The organism is Primorskyibacter sedentarius, assembly GCF_004342065.1.
Classification (GTDB): Bacteria; Pseudomonadota; Alphaproteobacteria; order Rhodobacterales; family Rhodobacteraceae; genus Primorskyibacter; species Primorskyibacter sedentarius.
This window is the reverse complement of the sequence record NZ_SLZU01000001.1, coordinates 333109-350477: the sequence shown is the minus strand read 5'-3', so window position 1 is coordinate 350477 and position 17369 is coordinate 333109. Positions and strand designations below refer to the sequence as shown.

19 protein-coding genes are annotated in these 17369 nt (G+C 60.3%); 10 read left to right on the top strand and 9 right to left on the bottom strand.

Annotated elements, in window-relative coordinates:
- Positions 1 to 12: 12 nt before the first annotated feature.
- Positions 13 to 453, bottom strand: a complete 441-nt coding sequence (locus EDD52_RS01615; protein ID WP_132241279.1) for a PACE efflux transporter — start codon at positions 451 to 453, stop codon at positions 13 to 15.
- A gap of 205 nt (positions 454 to 658) precedes the next feature.
- On the opposite strand from EDD52_RS01615, the gene soxC reads away from it, so the two are divergent.
- The 10 genes from soxC (at position 659) to EDD52_RS01565 (ending at position 9115) form a co-directional block, all read left to right on the top strand.
- The gene (gene soxC / locus EDD52_RS01610) at positions 659 to 1927 is read left to right on the top strand and encodes a sulfite dehydrogenase (RefSeq protein ID WP_132241278.1); all 1269 of its coding nucleotides are present in this window, start codon (positions 659 to 661) and stop codon (positions 1925 to 1927) included.
- Positions 1911 to 3134 carry a c-type cytochrome gene (locus EDD52_RS01605; protein WP_132241277.1) on the top strand — a complete coding sequence of 408 codons (1224 nt, stop codon included), beginning with the start codon at positions 1911 to 1913 and terminating at the stop codon, positions 3132 to 3134. Before soxC ends, EDD52_RS01605 begins: the two co-directional genes overlap by 17 nt.
- Before the next feature lie 3 nt (positions 3135 to 3137).
- Positions 3138 to 3854, top strand: coding sequence for a c-type cytochrome (locus EDD52_RS01600; protein WP_132241276.1), 717 nt, complete (start codon positions 3138 to 3140; stop codon positions 3852 to 3854).
- A gap of 30 nt (positions 3855 to 3884) precedes the next feature.
- A complete protein-coding gene (locus EDD52_RS01595; RefSeq protein WP_132241275.1) occupies positions 3885 to 5147 on the top strand; it encodes an FCSD flavin-binding domain-containing protein in 1263 nt (420 codons plus the stop codon).
- Between the two features lie 196 nt (positions 5148 to 5343).
- Positions 5344 to 5979, top strand: coding sequence for an ATP-dependent Clp protease proteolytic subunit (locus EDD52_RS01590; RefSeq protein ID WP_132241274.1), 636 nt, complete (start codon positions 5344 to 5346; stop codon positions 5977 to 5979).
- A gap of 157 nt (positions 5980 to 6136) precedes the next feature.
- Complete coding sequence (clpX, locus tag EDD52_RS01585; protein WP_132241273.1) at positions 6137 to 7402, top strand: ATP-dependent Clp protease ATP-binding subunit ClpX; 1266 nt, start codon at positions 6137 to 6139, stop codon at positions 7400 to 7402.
- Between the two features lie 73 nt (positions 7403 to 7475).
- Positions 7476 to 7832: a RidA family protein gene (locus EDD52_RS01580; protein WP_132241272.1), complete on the top strand. Its 357-nt coding sequence runs from the start codon at positions 7476 to 7478 to the stop codon at positions 7830 to 7832.
- Between the two features lie 89 nt (positions 7833 to 7921).
- Positions 7922 to 8305 carry an NADH:ubiquinone oxidoreductase subunit NDUFA12 gene (locus tag EDD52_RS01575; protein ID WP_132241271.1) on the top strand — a complete coding sequence of 128 codons (384 nt, stop codon included), beginning with the start codon at positions 7922 to 7924 and terminating at the stop codon, positions 8303 to 8305.
- Between the two features lie 4 nt (positions 8306 to 8309).
- Complete coding sequence (gene mlaD / locus EDD52_RS01570; RefSeq protein ID WP_132241270.1) at positions 8310 to 8762, top strand: outer membrane lipid asymmetry maintenance protein MlaD; 453 nt, start codon at positions 8310 to 8312, stop codon at positions 8760 to 8762.
- Positions 8759 to 9115 carry a DUF2155 domain-containing protein gene (locus EDD52_RS01565; protein ID WP_132241269.1) on the top strand — a complete coding sequence of 119 codons (357 nt, stop codon included), beginning with the start codon at positions 8759 to 8761 and terminating at the stop codon, positions 9113 to 9115. The genes mlaD and EDD52_RS01565 overlap by 4 nt, the downstream gene beginning before the upstream one ends.
- On the opposite strand, the gene aat is transcribed toward EDD52_RS01565, so the two are convergent.
- The 8 genes from aat to EDD52_RS01525 all read right to left on the bottom strand — a co-directional run bounded on the left by aat (position 9079) and on the right by EDD52_RS01525 (position 17368).
- Complete coding sequence (aat, locus tag EDD52_RS01560; RefSeq protein WP_132241268.1) at positions 9079 to 9717, bottom strand: leucyl/phenylalanyl-tRNA--protein transferase; 639 nt, start codon at positions 9715 to 9717, stop codon at positions 9079 to 9081. The genes EDD52_RS01565 and aat overlap by 37 nt on opposite strands.
- 26 nt (positions 9718 to 9743) lie before the next feature.
- Positions 9744 to 11096: an acetyl-CoA carboxylase biotin carboxylase subunit gene (gene accC, locus EDD52_RS01555; RefSeq protein ID WP_132241267.1), complete on the bottom strand. Its 1353-nt coding sequence runs from the start codon at positions 11094 to 11096 to the stop codon at positions 9744 to 9746.
- 9 nt (positions 11097 to 11105) lie between these two features.
- Positions 11106 to 11585, bottom strand: coding sequence for an acetyl-CoA carboxylase biotin carboxyl carrier protein (gene accB / locus EDD52_RS01550; protein ID WP_132241266.1), 480 nt, complete (start codon positions 11583 to 11585; stop codon positions 11106 to 11108).
- 163 nt (positions 11586 to 11748) lie between these two features.
- Positions 11749 to 12258: a hypothetical protein gene (locus EDD52_RS01545; RefSeq protein WP_132241265.1), complete on the bottom strand. Its 510-nt coding sequence runs from the start codon at positions 12256 to 12258 to the stop codon at positions 11749 to 11751.
- A gap of 179 nt (positions 12259 to 12437) precedes the next feature.
- Positions 12438 to 14384 (bottom strand): acetate--CoA ligase, encoded by a 1947-nt coding sequence (gene acs, locus EDD52_RS01540; protein WP_132241264.1) that lies wholly within the window; start codon positions 14382 to 14384, stop codon positions 12438 to 12440.
- A 183-nt stretch (positions 14385 to 14567) separates the two neighbouring features.
- A complete protein-coding gene (locus tag EDD52_RS01535) occupies positions 14568 to 15323 on the bottom strand; it encodes an ABC transporter ATP-binding protein (RefSeq protein WP_132241263.1) in 756 nt (251 codons plus the stop codon).
- 73 nt (positions 15324 to 15396) lie between these two features.
- Complete coding sequence (locus tag EDD52_RS01530; RefSeq protein ID WP_132241262.1) at positions 15397 to 16152, bottom strand: ABC transporter ATP-binding protein; 756 nt, start codon at positions 16150 to 16152, stop codon at positions 15397 to 15399.
- Positions 16153 to 16165: 13 nt separating this feature from the next.
- A complete protein-coding gene (locus EDD52_RS01525; protein WP_132241261.1) occupies positions 16166 to 17368 on the bottom strand; it encodes a branched-chain amino acid ABC transporter permease in 1203 nt (400 codons plus the stop codon).
- Position 17369 lies beyond the last annotated feature (1 nt).

The following is a 17369-nucleotide window of genomic DNA, read 5'->3' as shown; positions in this document are numbered from 1 at the left end:
CGGCTGATCTTGTCAAGGAACGCTCTGCCCGGTTTCTTTCCATTCCGGCAGGGGAAAGATCCGGTCGTAGGCCCAGTTAAAGACGAAAGCATAGACGAGGTAGAAGACAGCGAAAGACAGGTCCATCACGAAGGCCTGCCACAGGCCGATCTGCAGATACCACGCGATGAAGGGCAGCAGCAGCGCAAGGATTCCTGCTTCGAACAATGTCGCGTGCAGAAGTCGCGCGGGCACGGATTTGAGCGTGGTTCCGGTTATCCGGTTCAAGGTGATGTCGAAGATCAGGTTGTAGCCATAATTCCACAGCGTGGCGATCGTGGCGCCGACAACGGCAACGACGCCGACATCCGACATTGGTTTGTCAAAGGCCAGTGCCCCAAGTGGCGTGATAATGGCCAGCCCGATCACTTCAAAGCTGATTGCGTGACGAATTCGATCTGCGGTCTTGCGCATGGTGTCCCCCGGTATGCTGGTCCGGGTCGTCCCGGGGTGCTTCCCCGTCCGGGGGGAGGTCGTCCTCGCTTGTTGCAGAGCTAGGCCAAGCGGGCGCCGCGATCAAGGCCGACGTGCAAAAAATCCGATGTGACGGCATGCGGCGGTAGACTCACATAAAGTAATTCATTAACATGAATGTGATGATATGAATGGAGGAGAGAGCATGTCAGCCTCGGGTAAGAACGGGACGGCATCGCGCAGGGCATTCCTGAGAGGGGCCTTGGCCGCTGGAGGGGCCGTTGCAGGTGCCGGTGCGGCGCGCGCAGCTGGGGATCCGGCGATCACGCAGATCCAGCCCTGGATGCAGGAACTGGGCGACGGTGTGGATGTCGCCCCATATGGGCAGCCGTCAGAGCATGAAAGCCATGTGATCCGGCGCACGGTGGAATGGCTGACAGCCGATCCGGTAAGCTCCATCAATTTCACACCGCTGCACGAGTTGGACGGGATTATCACGCCGAACGGGCTGTGCTTTGAGCGTCACCACGGCGGTGCGGCACATGTCGACCCGGCCGAGCATCGGTTGATGATCAACGGTCTGGTGGACACGCAGCTTGTCTTCACCATGGAAGACCTCATGCGCTTCCCGCGTGAAAACCACGTCTATTTTCTGGAATGCGCGGCAAACTCGGGGATGGAGTGGCGCGGTGCGCAGCTCAATGGCTGCCAGTTCACCCACGGCATGATCCATAACGTCATGTATACCGGCGTGCCGCTGCGGTTGCTGCTCAACGAGGCAGGGGTAAAGACCGAAGGCAAGTGGATTCTGCCGGAAGGTGCTGACGCGTCCGGCATGACGCGGTCGATCCCGATGGAAAAGGCGCTGGATGATTGCCTTGTTGCCTTCAAGATGAATGGCGAGGCGCTTCGTGTCGAGCAAGGCTACCCCTTGCGGTTGGTCGTTCCCGGTTGGGAAGGCAATATGTGGATCAAGTGGCTGCGCCGGATCGAGGTTGGCGACGAGCCCTGGCATCACCGCGAGGAGACGTCGAAATACACCGACCTTTTTGCCGATGGCCGGGCGCGCCGGTTTACATGGGAGATGGATGCGAAATCCGTGATCACCAGCCCAAGCCCGCAAGCGCCCATCACCCACGGACCCGGGCCGCTGGTCATCAAGGGGCTGGCTTGGTCGGGTCGCGGCACGATTCCGCGTGTGGACGTCACCATTGATGGCGGCAAGACGTGGCAGCAGGCGCGCATGTCGGGGCCAAGCCTCGATAAGTCGATGCACGCCTTCTACCTGGATATCAACTGGGACGGGCGGCCGCTTTATTTGCAAAGCCGGGCGCATGATTCCACCGGATACGTTCAGCCCACCAAGGAAGCCTTGCGGGAGATCCGCGGCGTGAACTCGATCTATCACAACAACGGCATCCAGACCTGGTATGTCAACGAACAGGGGGTCGCCGAGAATGTCGAAGTCTCTTAAGCTCTTTGGCGGCTCTGCCGTCGGAACAGCGGCGGTTCTGACAGCCGCTGTCAACTTTGCCGACCGGACAATCACCGAACTTCCGGAGCATACTACGCGTATGGCCGTTGCGGCACCGGGTGATCTGGACGGGATGTTCATCGCCGCCGCACAGGCCGATGAGACCGCGCCCGATGCAAAGCTTGGCCTTGGCCGCGAGGCACTGGCAGAGGAGGTCGCCGCGTGGGACATTGATGTGCGCCCTGACGGCACGGGCCTGCCGGATGGGTCGGGTGACGTGCTCACGGGCGAGGAGCTGTTTGTTGAGAATTGCGCCGTCTGCCACGGGGATTTTGGCGAAGGCGTTGGCCGATGGCCGGTTCTGACGGGCGGGTTTGATTCCCTGACCAATGACCGCCCGGTCAAGACGACGGGATCTTACTGGCCATATCTTTCAACGGTTTACGACTACATTAACCGGGCGATGCCCTTCGGGAACGCGCAATCGCTTCAGCCCGATGATGTCTACGCGATCACGGCCTACCTGCTCTATATGAACGATCAGGTGGATGATGATTTCACGCTCAGCAAGGAAAATTTCCTTGAGGTCGAAATGCCCAATGCGAACGGCTTCTACATGGATGACCGGGCCGAGACAGAGTATCCGGTTTTCACCGGCGCGCCATGTATGGAGAATTGCAAGGACGCGGTCGAGATCACCATGCATGCGGCCGTTCTGGATGTGACACCGGAGGAAACCGCGGCCGCTGCGGCGGAAGCAGCCGGTGAAGCAGAGGACGCCTCGGTCGCGGCGCCAGCAGCCGAGGAAGCAACAAGCGAAACACCTACCCAGATGGCGGCGGTCGAGCCTGAAGCGGAGCCTGTTGCAGAGGCCGGTGCCCATGCTGACATTGATCCTGCGCTGGTTGAGGCCGGGGAAAAGGTCTTCAAGAAGTGCAAGGCCTGCCACCAGATCGGTGACGGCGCCAAGAACCGCACCGGGCCGCAGCTCAACGGTGTGGTCGGGCGGCAGATTGCCGGGGTCGATGGGTTCAAATACTCCGCGACGCTGGGCGGGATGGAAGGCGTCTGGGATGACGAGGCACTGTCTGCCTTTCTCGCCAACCCCAAAGCCTACGCCAAGGGCACCAAGATGTCCTTTGCCGGGCTGCGCAAACCCGAGGATCTGGAAGCGATCATCGCTTATATGAAAGCGGCAGGTCAGTAGGAGATGCGGCTGCTGAAACTGATCACCCTCGCCTTGTCGCTGGTGCTGCCTGTCGCTGGCGCATGGGCGGACGAAGAGGCGGTGCCCATCGGCGATGCCGAACGCGGCGCGAAGGTGTTTAACCAGTGCAAAGGGTGCCATCAGGTCGGGGCCGGTGCGGAAAACCGCATCGGCCCTCATCTTAACGGGGTATTCGGACGGCACGCCGGAGGCTTGGACGGTTTTGCTTATTCCAAAGGCATGCAACGGGCGGCGTCTGATGGTATGGAGTGGGATCTGAGGCGGCTTGACGCCTACCTGGAAAACCCTAGGGCGCTGGTCAGCGGCACGCGCATGTCTTTTCGGGGCCTCAAGAATCCTGCCGACCGGGATGATGTGCTGGCCTATCTGAGAGGTTTTTCAGACAGCCCGCAGAACATCCCCGAGGCCGCGCCAACTGCGCAGCACCGCGAGGTCGATCTGCCGCCGGACGTGTTGGAACTGGTCGGGGACACGGCATATGGCGAATACCTGTCGTCGGAATGCAAGACCTGCCACCAGCAAGACGGATCGGATGCGGGGATCCCGTCGATCACCCACTGGCCGGAAGAGGATTTTGTCGTGGCGATGCATGCCTACAAGCAGAAGCTGCGGCCACATCCGGTGATGCAGATGATGGCCGGACGGCTCTCGGACGAGGAGATTGCAGCGCTCGCCGCCTACTTCAAAGACCCCGACTAACGGGGCATCATATCCATGGGAGGAACTATCATGAGATTGAACAGACGTCGTTTTATCGGCACCGGTGTCGCGGCAAGCGCCACGCTGGCCGCGCCGATGGTGATGGGGCAGGCCAGGCCTCGGGTCATTGTCGTGGGTGGGGGTGCGGGTGGTGCCACAGCCGCGCGATACATCGCCAAAGACAGTCAGGGCGCGGTAGATGTGACCTTGGTAGAGCCAACGCGCACCTATTACACCTGCTTCTTTTCAAACCTCTATATTGGCGGCTTCCGCGAGCTTGGCTCTATCGCGCATAGCTATGGCACGCTGGCATCGGAATATGGGGTCAATGTGGTGCATGACTGGGTGGTCGGCGTCGATCGCGACGCGAAAACCGTGGCATTGGCAGGGGGCGGCGCGCTGCCTTATGACCGGCTGGTCCTCAGCCCCGGCATCGACTTTGTGGACGGTGCAGTGCCCGGCTGGGACGTATCGGCCCAGAACGCCATGCCGCATGCCTATAAGGGAGGCTCGCAGACCGAATTGCTGAAGGCGCAGATCGAGGCGATGCCAGAGGGCGGCACCTATGTGATGGTCGCCCCGCCCAACCCGTTCCGCTGCCCGCCCGGCCCGTATGAACGCATCAGCATGGTGGCGCATAAGCTCAAGGCAGAAAACCCGACGGCAAAGATCATCATCGCCGATCCGAAGGCCAATTTCTCAAAGCAGGGTTTGTTCGAGGAAGGCTGGCAGAAGCATTATTCCGGCATGATCACCCGCATCGGCCCGGATTTCGGGGGCGAGAATGTGACCGTCGACCCGGCCGCGATGACCGTGGATATCGACGGAGAGATAGTGAAGGCCGATGTCTGTAACGTCATCCCGGCGCAAAAGGCGGGCCGCATCTGCGAGATCGCGGGCATTACCGAAGGCAACTGGGCGCCGGTCGATGGCCATACGATGCAAAGCCGCGTGGACGAGAATATTCACGTGCTGGGCGATGCCACCAATCAGGGTGACATGCCCAAATCCGGGTTCTCGGCCAACAGTCAGGCCAAGGTTGCGGCCACGGCCGTGCGCGCGGCATTGACCGGCAGCCGCGCCTTTCCTGCGAAGTTCTCCAACACGTGCTGGTCGCTTATCAACGCCGAAGATGGCGTCAAGGTCGGTGCAACCTACGAGGCGACGGATGAGAAGATTGTCAAGGTGGATGGCTTCATCAGCCAGACAGGTGAGGATGCCGATTTGCGGCGCGCCACCTATCAGGAAAGCCTTGGCTGGTATTCGGGCATTACCAGCGACATGTTTGGCTAATCTGCCTGCCTGGTGAAATGGCGCGGCGCCTGGAAACCGGCGCCGCGCGTTTTCCCGCGGCTTTCTCTGGCACCCAAGGCACCCAACGCCGACCGGCAAATGCGTCTGGCCCCCTTGCAGCCCCCCTTGGCCGACACTAAGACTCTGTTAGCTAATCGAGCTTACGGATAAATAAACGCTAGCAGTCAGGGGCGCCATGAAAGACCCGTACGAACACTATATGAACACGCTTGTCCCGATGGTGGTCGAACAGACCAGCCGGGGTGAACGCGCCTACGACATCTTTTCGCGCCTTCTGAAGGAACGGATCATCTTCCTGTCCGGCCCGGTGCATGACGGGATGTCTTCGCTGATCGTAGCGCAGCTGCTGCACCTTGAGGCGGAAAACCCGTCCAAGGAAATCAGCATGTATATCAACAGCCCGGGCGGTGTTGTCACCTCTGGCCTGTCGATCTACGACACGATGCAGTATATCAAACCGAAGGTATCGACGCTGGTGATCGGTCAGGCGGCCTCGATGGGGTCGCTGCTGCTGACGGCCGGTGAAAAGGGGATGCGCTTCTCGCTGCCCAACAGCCGCATCATGGTGCACCAGCCGTCCGGCGGGTATCAGGGTCAGGCGACGGATATCATGATCCACGCCGAGGAAACCCTGAAGCTCAAGCAGCGTCTGAACGAGATCTATGTCAAGCACACCGGTCAGACCCTGAAAAAGGTCGAGGCCGCGTTGGAGCGTGACAACTTCATGTCCCCGGAAGATGCGAAGGATTGGGGACTGATCGACGAGATTGTCGAAAACCGGATCAAGCCGGGTGAAGACGACGACAATTGATCGCCTTCCCGCGGCCCCCGGAGCCGGGCCGCGGGCAATTTGCGATTGTAGACGGGAAATGGCTGGCCTAAGCTAGACCCGATAAGCGGCGAACACATGGTCTGGGTGCCGGTCACGATGATTGGCAAACGCGCAAAACAGGCCTGAAAGGTGGAAGATGGCGACGAATTCTGGCGGCGACAGCAAGAACACACTCTATTGCTCCTTCTGCGGCAAGAGCCAGCACGAGGTGCGCAAACTGATCGCTGGCCCCACGGTATTCATCTGCGATGAATGCGTGGAACTGTGCATGGACATAATCCGGGAAGAGACAAAGGGCGCTGGCCTGAAATCTTCCGAAGGTGTGCCGACCCCGCGCGAAATCTGTGATGTGCTGGATGATTACGTGATCGGCCAGGCAGTGGCGAAGCGCGTGCTGTCTGTGGCCGTGCACAACCATTACAAGCGGTTGAACCATTCTGCCAAATCCTCGGATATCGAGCTGGCGAAATCCAACATCATGCTGATTGGCCCGACAGGGTGCGGCAAGACGCTTCTGGCGCAGACGCTTGCACGAATCCTCGACGTTCCGTTTACCATGGCCGATGCCACGACCCTGACCGAGGCTGGCTATGTCGGCGAGGATGTCGAGAACATCATTCTCAAGCTTCTGCAAGCGTCGGAATACAATGTCGAACGCGCTCAGCGCGGCATCGTCTATATCGACGAGGTCGACAAGATCACGCGCAAGTCGGAAAATCCCTCTATCACCCGCGACGTTTCGGGGGAGGGCGTACAGCAGGCGCTGCTGAAACTGATGGAAGGCACCGTTGCAAGCGTTCCGCCGCAAGGTGGCCGCAAGCATCCTCAGCAGGAATTCCTGCAGGTCGACACGACGAATATCCTCTTTATCTGCGGTGGTGCTTTCGCCGGGCTGGACCGGATCATCGCGCAGCGTGGCAAAGGCTCCGCGATGGGCTTTGGCGCCGATGTGCGCGACAATGATGATCGGGGCGTGGGCGAAGTATTCAAGGAACTCGAGCCCGAGGATCTGCTGAAATTCGGCCTGATCCCGGAATTTGTCGGTCGTCTGCCGGTTATCGCCACGCTGGAAGACCTTGACGAAGACGCCCTTGTGACGATCCTGACCCTGCCAAAGAACGCGTTGGTCAAGCAGTATCAGCGCCTGTTCGAGATCGAAGGCGCCACACTGACCTTCACCGACGAGGCGCTTTCCGCCATAGCCAAGCGGGCGATTGCACGCAAGACCGGCGCGCGGGGACTGCGTTCGATCCTCGAAGACATCCTGCTCGACACGATGTTCGACCTTCCCGGTCTGGACGGTATCGAAGAGGTTGTTGTCAACGAGGAGGCCGTGAACTCGGATGCCTCGCCACTGATGATCTATGCCGACCAGAAGAAGGAAGGCGCCAGCGCAGGCTGAATGCCTGCTACGGGAAATTGACACGGGGCGGGGCTGAAAAGCGCCGCCCTATTCTGTTCAACGGAGAGCAACCATGATCCGACGCATCCATTCAGGCGGGCCATTCGAGGAAAAGATCGGCTATTGCCGGGCCGTTGTGGTTGACGGATGGGTGCATGTCTCGGGCACCGTCGGACAGGGCGATACCGTCACGGCTCAATGTCAAAGCGCGCTGGATGTGATCGGCGCGGCGCTGAGCAAAGCAGGCGCGGGGTTCAAAGACGTGGTGAGAGTTCACTATTACCTGCCCGATGCTTCGGATTTCGAAGCTTGCTGGCCGATCCTGTCGGAAACCTTCGGCGCGCATCCCCCTGCGGCGACGATGATAGAGGCCGCGCTGATTGATCCGAAATACCGGATAGAGATCGAGGTCACCGCAAAATTGCCGTGACCTGCCGGAGTTTGCCGCAGGTGGAGGCTTGGCGCTGGACCTTGCCCCGCGTTTGGTACATATGGAACAGGAATATAGTGGAGGCACCCATGGGCATTTTGAACTCCCTGCTGCGTAGCGTGACCTGGTGGAACGGCCAGACCCTGAACACTCAGCTCTACACCTGGCGTCACGGCCAGAAGGTGGGCGAGGACGAGCAGGGCAACGTTTTCTACCAGACGAAGGACGGTAAGCGCCGTTGGGTGATCTACAATGGTGAAGCCGAGGCGAGCCGCGTCAACGCGGACTGGCATGGCTGGCTGCACCATACCTTCAAGGACGCCCCGACCGACACGCCGCTTCCGCACAAGCCCTGGGAAAAGCCGCATCTCGAGAATCTGACCGGAACCGCGCAGGCCTATGCGCCATCCGGGTCAATACGGCGCGTGCAGCCTGCGGATCGCAGCGACTACGAGGCGTGGTCACCGGAATAACCCGATGTCCGAGAACACCACCGAAGTGCTGGTTGGCGGCGCGGTCCTGGCCGTCGCTTTGGGCTTTGCCGTCTTTGCGGCCCAGAAGACAGGATTGTCGGCCTCCAATAACGGTTACCCGCTCATGGCCAGCTTCCGCTCGCTGGAGGGGATCAGCGTTGGAACCGACGTGCGGCTGGCTGGGGTGAAGATCGGGACGGTCACGGAGGTTGCTCTCAACCCCGAGACCTACCGGGCCGAGACCACGGTCGCCATCCGGGACGCCATCAAGATCCCTGATGACAGCGCGATCGTGATCTCCTCCGAAGGGCTTTTGGGCGGGAACTTCGTCGAGATCTCGCCAGGTGGGTCGCCCTTCTACTATGCAGAGGGGGATGAGATTCTGGACACTCAAGGGTCTGTGAGCCTGATTTCCCTGTTGATGAAATATGTTGGCTCTGGAGGTTCAGACGAATGATCCGCGCGGTTCTGCTCTCTTTGGCGCTTGCTGCGCCTGCTGCTGCCCAAGAGCAGGTCAACGCCGCCCCGGGTGCGGTGCTGCGTGGCCTCGACAAGGTGTCAGGCGCGGTCAGCGATCTTGATCTGCGCAACGGCGAGCGCGGCGGCCTGGGCCGTCTGACCATCACCTTGCGCGAATGCCGCTATCCTGCGGGCGACCCGGCCGGGAATGCCTATGCCTACCTCGATATCGTCGAAGAGGGGCGTCAGGAACCGGTATTTTCCGGCTGGATGGTCGCTTCTGCGCCTGCGCTGAACCCGCTGGATCACGCGCGCTATGACGTTTGGGTCCTGCGCTGCAAGACCTCCTGACCGCATGCGGGCAGGGCAGGTGCGGTGAAATCCGCGTCGCGCGTCAGCGCCTCTTTTAGCAGGGCTTGGTATTTTCGGCGGTCAATTTCCACGGCGCCAAGTGATTCGAGATGCGTCGTGACAAACTGTACGTCAAACAGCGTGAACCCGGCGAGGTTTAGCCGATCCACCAGCCATGCCAGCGCGACCTTTGATGCATCCGTACGGCGCGAAAACATGCTTTCGCCGCAAAAGGCTGCTCCAAGGCTCAGCCCGTAGACGCCGCCCGCAAGCGCGCCGTCCTGCCAGACCTCCAGAGAATGCGCTTCGCCGCGGGCATGCAACTCTATACAGGTCTGGCGGATGGGGTCGTTTATCCAGGTTTCTGTCCGGTCCGCACAGGCCTCCAGCACGTCTTCGAAGGCTGTATTGACTGTGACGGAGTAATCCTGGCGGCGCAGGCGGCGCGCAAGTGAGCGCGAAATGCGAAACCCATCCAGCGGTATGATCCCACGCCGCCGAGGATCGACCCAGAAAACCTCCGGGTCGTCCCGACGTTCGGCCATAGGAAAGATACCGCTGCGATATCCCTTCATGACCAGCTCTGGGGTCAGTGCCGTCATGCTATCTGATCGCCAGTGATGGCCCTTCAGTCGCTGGCCAGTGCCTTTTCAAGCCATTTTTCCAGCCAGTGGATGTTATAGGTGCCGCTGTGGATGTCAGGCTCTTGCAACAGGGCGCTGAACAGGGGCACCGTCGTGTCGATACCATCCACGATCAGTTCGCCCAATGCACGGTTAAGCCTTGCCAGCGCTTCGGGACGGTCGCGGCCATGCACGATCAGCTTGCCGATCAGGCTGTCGTAATATGGCGGAATTCTGTAGCCGTCATAGAGGGCGGAATCCATCCGCACACCAAGACCGCCGGGCGCGTGATACTGCGTGATCCGGCCGGGTGAGGGCGAAAAATTTGGCAGTTTCTCGGCGTTGATCCGTACTTCGATCGCATGTCCGTTGATCGTCAGGTCGTCCTGGCTGAACGACAGCGGCAGGCCTGCAGCAACGCGGATTTGTTCGCGCACCAGATCGATACCAAAGATCGCTTCGGTCACCGGGTGTTCCACCTGAAGACGCGTGTTCATCTCGATGAAATAGAACTCGCCGTTTTCGTAAAGGAATTCGACCGTCCCCGCGCCTGCATAGTCGATCTTGGCGACCGCATCGGCGCAGGTTTTGCCGATGGCAGCGCGCTCTTCGGCAGAAATGGTCGGGCCGGGGGCTTCTTCAAGAACCTTCTGGTGGCGGCGCTGCAAAGAGCAGTCGCGTTCGCCCAGATGCACCGCGTTGCCCTTGCCGTCGCCAAAGACCTGGATCTCGATATGGCGGGGCGTCGTGAGGTATTTCTCGATGTAGACTTCGTCATTGCCAAAGGCTGCCTTGCCCTCCGCCCGGGCAGTGTGGAACGCGCGTTCCATTTCAGAGTCATTGCGCGCCACTTTCATGCCGCGTCCGCCGCCGCCGGCCGTTGCCTTGATGATAACCGGATAACCGATTTCCGCACCGATGCGCTGCGCCTCGGCAAGGTCTGCCACACCACCATCAGAACCGGGAACGCAGGGCACGCCAAGCGCCTTCATCGTGTCCTTGGCGGTGATCTTGTCACCCATGATGTCGATATGTTTCGAGGTCGGCCCGATGAAGGTCAGCCCGTGTTCCTCGACCACTTGAACGAAGCGGGCGTTTTCGGACAGGAAACCGTAGCCCGGATGAATCGCCTGTGCCCCGGTCACTTCGCAGGCCGAGATTATGGCCGGGATCGAGAGATAGCTTTCAGTGCTGGAGGGCGGGCCGATGCAAATTGTTTCATCGGCCATCCGAACATGCATTGCATCGCTGTCAGCCGTTGAATGCACCGCCACAGAGGCAATGCCCATCTCGCGGCAGGCGCGGATGACACGGAGTGCGATTTCACCGCGATTGGCGATCAGGATCTTGTCAAACATGGCTCGTCCTTACTCTAAAATGACGAGCGGAGCGCCGTATTCGACGGGCGCGCCATCCTCCACGAGAATACGCTTCACGGTGCCTGCACGGGGTGCGGGGATGTGGTTCATCGTCTTCATCGCTTCGACGATCAGCAAAGTGTCGCCCTCGGCAACCTGTTGGCCCACGCTGATGAAAGCGGGAGAACCGGGTTCGGCCTGCATGTAGACAGTGCCAACCATGGGCGAGGTCACGGCGCCAGGGTGCGATGCCGGATCTTCGGATGCGGCGGCAGGGGCGGCCGAAGCTGCAACAGCGATCGGCGCAGGGGCCGCGACCGGGGCCGCCGCGACGGGCGCAGGCTGTGTCATGCGGCTGACCCGCACGTTCAGGCTGTCCGCTTCGCCATACTCACGTTTGACTTGAAGCTCTGTCAGATCGTTTTCGCGCAGCAGGGCCGCGAGCGCCTCGATAAAGGCAACATCTGCATCGTGGGTTTTGTTTGTCATCTCGTCCTCGACCGGTTCATGTTCTCGCGCGTATCTGCGCGGGCCTGCCTATGGCTTGAGGGGACTTATAGGCCATGCGTCGAAGCATGAAAAGCGACCCCGTACGTCTTCGGCGCGCTTCATGGCCCGGAAATGACCGGGAATTCAGGGGCAGGGGGCGGTGTCAGCGTAGATTACTGGTCGCCCCGGGCGTGATAACAGAGGTTTTCATGACAGCCTCACGCATCTGGCGCGCAGCATCGGTCGAGGTGGGGAGATGAAACGGTGCTTTGTCTGCAGTATTCGGAAAAGGTGCGACGGCTAATGTATTGATGCTTTCGCCATCGCTTTGAGCGGTTTTGCGGCGCGATGATGATTCGAGCTGAGGCTCTTCCACCCCGTTGCTTTTCGTGTCTTTGGACCGTGCCGCTCGTTCTTCTGACTTGTCTTTGCGGGTTTCCTCTGCCTGTTCCTGTAGCATGGCATTGATCTTAATCTGCAATATCGACGGGGGTGCGGCGCGCTCGTTTCTGCTGCCGTCGGATTGAGAGCCGTCGAAAGAGGAGCCGGTATCCGCGCTTTCACCCGAAGGGGCGATCCGGGTGCTGCCCGACTGCTGCGGCTCTTCCGGTAAGCTGAGGGGGTGGCCCGTTGCCACAGGCGCAAGGGATGGGGGAATGCCGAGTATCGACATGGTGTGAAACCTTTTTCCAGCGGCCCCCACCGCGTTGTTCCAAGTTTAGGGTATCAAAGCCTGTGTGCGCAAACATTTGTTGCTGAAATGATTAACGCGGCAGGCGCCACTTTGTACGACCTACGAAAGCGGGCCGCCCGTTGGGGCGACCCGCTATGATTATCACGTTTAGCCAGAAACTAGCGGTTCATTCTGTTTTCGATGAGGTCGTTGACGACGGATGGGTCTGCGAGTGTTGATGTGTCGCCGAGGGATCCGTAGTCGTTTTCGGCGATTTTGCGCAGGATGCGGCGCATGATCTTGCCGGAGCGTGTTTTGGGCAGGCCGGGCGCCCATTGGATGAGGTCGGGGCTGGCGATGGGGCCGATCTCGGTGCGGACCCAGGTGCGCAGTTCCTTGGTCAGCTCGTCCGACGGCTCGACCCCGTTCATCAGGGTGACATAGCAGTAGATGCCCTGGCCCTTGATCGCATGCGGGTAGCCGACCACGGCGGCCTCGGCCACCTTGGCATGGGCGACCAGCGCCGATTCAACCTCGGCCGTGCCCATCCGGTGGCCCGACACGTTGATCACGTCATCGACCCGCCCGGTGATCCAGTAATCGCCATCGGCATCGCGCCTGCAGCCGTCACCGGAGAAGTAGTAACCCTTGTAGTCCGAGAAATAGGTCTTCTCGAACCGCTCGTGATCGCCCCAGATGGTGCGCATCTGGCCCGGCCAGCTGTCTTTCAGCGCCAGCACGCCCTCTGTCGGGCTGGCATGGATTTCCTCGCCCGACTGCGGGTCCAGCACGACGGGCTGAACGCCGAAGAACGGCTTCATCGCGGCGCCCGGCTTGGTCGCATGCGCGCCGGGCAGGGGGGTGAGCAGGTGCCCGCCGGTTTCGGTCTGCCACCAGGTATCGACGATCGGGCAGCGGCCCTGACCGATGACGTCATTGTACCAGTTCCAGGCCTCGGGGTTGATCGGCTCGCCCACTGTGCCAAGGATGCGCAGGGACGATAGATCGGCTTTGGTTGCGAAATCGTTACCCTGACCCATGAGCGCGCGAATCGCCGTGGGCGCGGTGTAGAACTGGTTGACCTTGTGCTTCTCGCAGACCTGCCAGAAGCGGCTGGCATCGGGATATGTCGGCACGCCCTCGAACATCACCGTGGTGGCGCCATTGGCCAGCGGGCCATAGATGATGTAGGAATGCCCTGTCACCCACCCAACATCTGCCGTGCACCAGAAGATATCGCCCTCGTGGTAATCGAACACGATCTCATGGGTGAGGCTGGCGTAAACCAAATATCCACCTGTTGTATGCACAACTCCCTTCGGCTGACCCGTCGACCCGGAGGTATACAGAATGAACAGAGGATCCTCGGCCCCCATCTCTGCGGGCTGGCTGACATCGGAGGCTTCGAGCGCCATCTCGTTATAGTCGTAATCGCGCCCGTCGATCCAGGTGGTCTGCCCGCCGGTGCGCTTGACCACCAGACATTTGACGGTGTCCTTGCAATGCAGCAGGGCGGCGTCGGCATTGGACTTCAGCGCGGTCTTGCGGCCACCGCGCGGGGCCTCGTCGGCGGTGATGATGACCTTGGCATCGCAGCCATTGACGCGCGCGGCCAGCGCATCGGGGGAAAAGCCCGCGAAAACGATGGAATGAATGGCGCCGATCCGCGCACAGGCCAGCATCGCATAGGCGGCCTCGGGGATCATCGGCAGGTAGATCACCACCCGGTCGCCGCGGCGCACGCCCAGGCTTTCCAGGATATTGGCCATCCGGCAGACATGGCCGTGCAACTGGCGATAGGTGATATGCTTGGCGTCCTCGGCCGGGTCGTCCGGTTCGAAGATGATCGCGGTCTGGTCGCCGCGCGTGGCCAGATGCCGGTCGACGCAGTTGGCCGCAACATTCAGCGTGCCATCGGCGAACCAGTTGATCGAGACCTTGCCAAGGGTAAAGTCCGTGTCCTTGACCTTGGTAAACGGCTTGATCCAGTCCAGCCGCTTGCCTTCCTCGCCCCAGAACCCCTCCGGATCCGAAACAGACGCCGCGTAACGCGCCTCATATCCCGCAGCATCAACATGCGCACCCCTCACCAAATCCGAAGACGGCGGATAGGTTTTGTCTGACATGGTCTCCCCCCATGGCTGTCATTTCGAGTCGGTTGGCAGAAAGGTTAGGGGGCTGATCTGCCGCAAGCAACCACGACCAAAGACTTTCTTGGATGTTCCGTACGGCAAACGAAAAGACCCCGGCTCTGAGGCCGGGGTCGGTCTTCGGTGTTACGCGCGTTGGCGCTGGTGGGAAGTGTTCGCTTAGATTGCGAGGTATTCCGCACGCAGGCTTTCGTTTTCCAAAACCTCTGCCGCGGTGCCATCAAAGACGATGGACCCGGTATCGAGGATGACTGCACGGTCTGCCAGTTGCAGCGCCCGGACAGCGTTTTGCTCGACGATGATCGTCGTCATGCCTTGCGTCTTGATTAGGCGAAGCGTCTTTTCGATTTCATCCACGATCACCGGCGCAAGGCCCTCGTAAGGCTCATCCAGCAGAAGAACCTTGAGATCGCGGGCGAGGGCGCGCGCAATGGCCAACATTTGCTGCTCGCCCCCCGAAAGCGTGACGCCTTCTTGCTTGCGACGTTCACCAAGCCGCGGGAAAAGTTCGTAAAGACGTTCCAGCGACCATCCGATGGGCGGCGCGATCTGGGCCAGTTGCAGGTTTTCCTCCACCGTAAGACCGGGGATGATCCGACGATCTTCGGGCACGAGCCCGAGGCCCGCGGCAGAGGCTTCGTGGCTGGCCATGTGGTGCAACGGTTGGTGGTCCAGCCAGATTTCACCCTTTTGTATCTGGGGCGAACCGAGCCGTGCGATGCCACGCAGAGTCGTGGTCTTGCCAGCGCCGTTACGGCCCAGAAGCGCAAGAATTTCGCCCTCGTGTACGTTGAAAGAGATGCCCTGCACGATGTAGCTTTCGCCGTAATAGGCATGCATATCCCAAACAGACAGGAAGGCAGGCGCGGTTTCGGCCTTGTTGCCGTGCTTGGAAAAATCGGGTCTGACGTTCATTTCAGTGTCCTCCCGTCCCGGGCTTGACCCGGGACCTCATCGGTGGGGCCCCGGGTCAAGCCCGGGGCAGGTGTCAGTGTGCTTCGCCGAGATAGGCTTCGCGGACCTTCGGGTGGCCCTTGATCTTGTCGGGCGTATCCTCGACCAGCGGCGTACCCTGAGCCAGAACGGTGATCCGGTCCGCAAGCGAGAACACCACATGCATGTCGTGTTCAATGATCGCCATCGTGATGTCGCGCGTTTCCTTGATCTCTTTCAGAAGATCGATGGTGTTGTTGGTATCCGCGCGGGCCATGCCTGCGGTGGGTTCGTCCAGAAGCAGTAGCCGTGGTTCCTGCACCAGACACATCGCCATTTCCAACCGCCTTTTGTCGCCGCGCGACATCGAGGCCGTATGCATGTGACGCTTGTCGATCATGTTAACGTCGATCAGCATCTGTTCCGCCTTCTCGACCAGATCCCGTTCCCGCCCGACATTTTCCAAAGCGTGAAGCCTGAACGCGCCGTCGCGTTTGGCGAAACAGGGGATCATCATGTTCTCGAACACTGTAAGATCGCCGAAGATCTCGGGCGTTTGGAACACCCGGCTGATGCCCATCTGGTTGATCTCGTAGGGTTTTCGCCCTAGCACGGACTGCCCGTCGAACATCACCGAACCCGAGTCGGGGATCAGTTTGCCGACAAGGCAGTTGAGCAGGGTGGACTTGCCCGCGCCGTTGGGCCCGATAATGGCGTGCACGCTGTTTTCAGCAACTGAGAGATTCACATCCCCCAGCGCCTGAAGGCCACCGAAGCGTTTGCCGACGTCTTTGACTTCAAGAATTCCCATCTGCCAGGTCCCCTTATTCCGCAGGTTTCACGTCGGTGGACTTTGCGTCCTCCGCAGATTTGCGCCGGAAGAGGCGCCCGATCCGCTGGCCGCCTTCGACAAGGCCGCCGGGCAGGAAGGTCACCACCAGCATGAACAGCAGGCCAAGCGTCAGATGCCAGCTTTTGCCGACAAAGAAATGCGACACGAAAACAAGCGCGTTTTCGAGACCATCCGGCATGAAGCCGAACCAGCCGTGCAGAACGCTGTCGTTGATTTTCGAGAAGATATTCTCGAAATACTTGATGAAGCCTGCACCAAGGACCGGCCCGATCAGCGTGCCCGCACCGCCGAGGATGGTCATCAGGACAACTTCACCCGACGCCGTCCACTGCATGCGCTCTGCACCTGCAAGCGGGTCCATGGAGGCCATGAGCCCACCGGCGAGACCTGCATACATGCCAGAGATGACGAACGCCGCCAGCGTATAGGGGCGGGTGTTCAGCCCGGTATAGTACATCCGCTGCTGGTTCGACTTCACCGCCCGAAGCATCAGCCCGAATGGCGACCGGAAGATGCGGACAGACAGGTAGAAGGCCAGCAGAAGGAACACCGCGCAGAGGTAATAGCCGGTGTTGAACTGGAAGAGCCAGGGGCCCAGCTCCATCGTGAACGTGTCGCGCATCTCGATGCCCGGCAGCAGGTTGGTGACTGGAATGCCACCATCCGCAGTGGCCGACTGGCCCAGGATACGCGGGTCGTTCAGCGTGAGCTGCAGCCCGGTTTCACCATTTGTGATGGGCGTCAGCACCGAATAGGCGAGGTTGAACGACATCTGCGCGAAAGCCAGCGTGAGGATCGAGAAGTAGATCCCCGACCTGCGCAGGCTGATATAGCCGATCAGCAGGGCGAACAGACCTGCCACAACCACCGACAGTGCGATCGCGGGCAGCACGTTCATGCCCAGAAGCTTGAACATCCACACCGCCGAATAGCTGCCCACACCCAGAAAGGCTGCGTGTCCGAAGGACAGGTAACCCGTCAGGCCGAACAGGATGTTGAACCCGATGGCGAAGATCCCGAAGATCACGAACCGCTGCATCAGGTCGGGATAACCCGCGTTGAACTGCGCCAGCGATGACCCTTCAGGGAAGGGGTTGAGGATGAAGGGCGCGCAGAGCGCAAGGAAGGCCACGGCGATCAGAAGCGTGGTGTCTTTTTTGTTTAGTCCGAACATG